Here is a 2399-nt window from a genome sequence, read left to right as displayed (position 1 = left end):
CGGCCGGAGCGCTTCCGGCTCGGCGAGGTCCGCAACGCCGTCGACCTCTCGGCCCTGCGCTGGACGGTCGACGAACCGCGTGATTTTGTTTTCGTTTCGCAGGTGTTCGAGCGCCTCTACCCCGCCAATCCGCGCTTTTCGATGGATGACGTCCTGCAATTGCTGGACAATGAGCCGATGTTGGCCACCATCAACGGTGGAATCCTGCGCAACGAGGGCTACTACAAGTCTCTGCGGCGGGACGCTGCGGCGGCCGTACAGGACAGGAAATGAAGACTTTCACGAAATCACAGGAAATGCTCGCCCGCGCGGAAAAGGTAATCCCGCTCGGCGCACAGACCTTCAGCAAGAGCCGCACGCAGTACCCGTACGGCGTCTCGCCCTACTTCATCAGCCACGGTAAAGGCAGCCGCATCTGGGACGTGGACGGCAACGAGTACACCGACTACATCAACGCACTCGCCTCCGTCACCCTGGGCTACTGCGACCCCGACGTCACCGCGGCCGTGGAGACCCAGCTGCGCAAGGGCACGATCTTCACGCTCAGCACAGACATCGAGATCGAGGTCGCCGAGCGCATCGTGCGCATGGTGCCCTGCGCCGAGAAGGTGCGCTTCGGCAAGAACGGCTCCGACGCCACGGCCGGCGCGGTACGCGTCGCCCGCGCGTTCACGGGCCGGGAACACGTCGCGGTGTGCGGCTACCACGGCTGGCAGGACTGGTACATCGGCTCCACCACGCGCAACCTCGGCGTGCCCCAGGCCGTGCGAGGCCTCACGCACAGCTGGACGTACAACGACACCGACTCCCTCGAGGCAATCTTCACGGCCCATCCGGGCGCGGTCGCGGCGGCCATCATGGAGCCGATGAACATCACGGCGCCGAAGCCCGGCTTCCTGGAAGAAGTGCAGGCGCTGTGCCGCAAGCACGGCGCGCTGCTGGTGTTCGACGAGACGATCACCGGCTTCCGCTACGCGCCCGGCGGCGCGCAGGAAATGCTGGGCGTCACGCCCGATCTCGCCTGCTTCGGCAAGGGCCTCGCCAACGGCTACCCCCTCGCCGCCATCGCCGGTCGCGCCGACGTGATGAAGCTGATGGAGGAGGTGTTCTTCTCGTTCACCTTCGGCGGCGAGACGCTCTCGCTAGCGGCTTCCGGCGCCACGCTCGACAAGGTGGCCACCCAGGACGTGACGGGCTACCTCGCGAAGCTCGGCACCGAGCTCATGGCGGGTGTCGAGGGCCTCATCTACAAGCACGGCACGCAGGAGCTGATGACCTCGACCGGGCACCCCAGCTGGTCCTTCCTCATCCTCAAGGACGTCCCCGGCTGCTCCTCCTTCTGCAGCAAGACGCTGTTCATGCAGGAGATGTTCCAGCGCGGCATCCTCGCTTACGGCACCCACAACCTCACTTTCGCGCACACCCGCGAGGACATCGCGCGCCTCCTGGCCGTGTACGACGAGGTCTTCCCTATCCTGCGCGTCGGTGCGCTCGAGGGGCGCATGGCCGAGCTGCTGCGCTGCAAGCCGCTGGAGCCGCTCTTCAAGATCCGATGATGCGGCGCGTCGCGTTCCGCGCCGACGCGTCGCCGGCGGCAGGGCAAGGACACCTCAGTCGGTGCCTCGCTCTGGCGTCGCGCCTCCGCGCGCGCGGCGCGCAGTGTCACTTCATCGGCACGCAGGCGATGCGCCCCTGGGCCGCGGGCATCGAGGCCGCCGGCCACCGGGCCAGCCTCATCCCCGAAGGCCTCACGGCCGCCGAGGACGCAGCCGAAACGCTCCGCTCGCTCGAAGGCCCGACCGACTGGCTCGTCGTCGACCACTACGGCCTCGACGCCCGCTGGCACGAAGCGGCCCGCCCCGCTTCCCCGCGCCTGCTCGCCATCGACGACCTCGCCGACAGGCCGCTCGCCGCCGATGCCGTGCTCGACCCGTCGCCTAGCGCCGACGCGGATGCCTACCGCCAACTCGCGCCAGCCGCCGCGCTGCTCCTGGGCCCGGCTTGGTGCCTTCTGCGGGAGGAATTCGCGGAAACGAGGCGGCACGCTACGCAGGAGGACGCGCCGCACGCCGGTCCGCGCATCCATCTCGCGCTAGGCGGGACGGACCCTGCCGGCGCCACCCTCCCCTTCGCGCGCGGCCTGCTGGAGTGGTTCGGCGGCGCGCGCGTCGTCGCCGTGCTCGGCCAGGAAGGCCCGCAAGCCGCGGCGTTGTGCGAACTCGCAGCCGCTGCCGCCGGCCGCCTGGAAGTGGTGGTGGCCACGCGCGAAGTGGCCGCCACGATGGCCCGCTGCGACTGCGCGGTGGGCGCCCCTGGCGGAACGCTATGGGAGCGTTTCTGCATGGGGCTACCTACGGCGTGCGTCACCACGACGCCTTCGCAGCGCCCCGTGATCGAAC

2 protein-coding genes and 1 pseudogene are annotated in these 2399 nt (G+C 69.2%); all 3 read left to right on the top strand.

The features are described from left to right. A pseudogene (locus AC07Z7_RS24965) lies at window positions 1–273 on the top strand (cytidylyltransferase domain-containing protein); the annotation flags it as partial. Further along, on the top strand, window positions 270–1556 hold the full coding sequence (locus AC07Z7_RS24960) for an aminotransferase class III-fold pyridoxal phosphate-dependent enzyme (protein ID WP_494768028.1): 1287 nt from the start codon (window positions 270–272) through the stop codon (window positions 1554–1556). The pseudogene AC07Z7_RS24965 and the gene AC07Z7_RS24960, both read left to right, overlap by 4 nt. Next, on the top strand, window positions 1556–2399 hold an 844-nt coding region (gene pseG / locus AC07Z7_RS24955; RefSeq protein ID WP_494768027.1), incomplete at its 3' end, for a UDP-2,4-diacetamido-2,4,6-trideoxy-beta-L-altropyranose hydrolase. The genes AC07Z7_RS24960 and pseG, both read left to right, overlap by 1 nt.

This window comes from Acidovorax sp. GW101-11A03 (assembly GCF_059424825.1).
Note: the sequence above shows the minus strand (reverse complement) of the source record. Positions and strands in the feature narration are given on the sequence as shown.

Bases quoted from the DNA above. Each gene is read 5' to 3' on its own strand.
- AC07Z7_RS24960 (WP_494768028.1), top strand. From the start codon at position 270: ATGAAGACTTTCACGAAATCACAGGAAATGCTCGCCCGCGCGGAAAAG.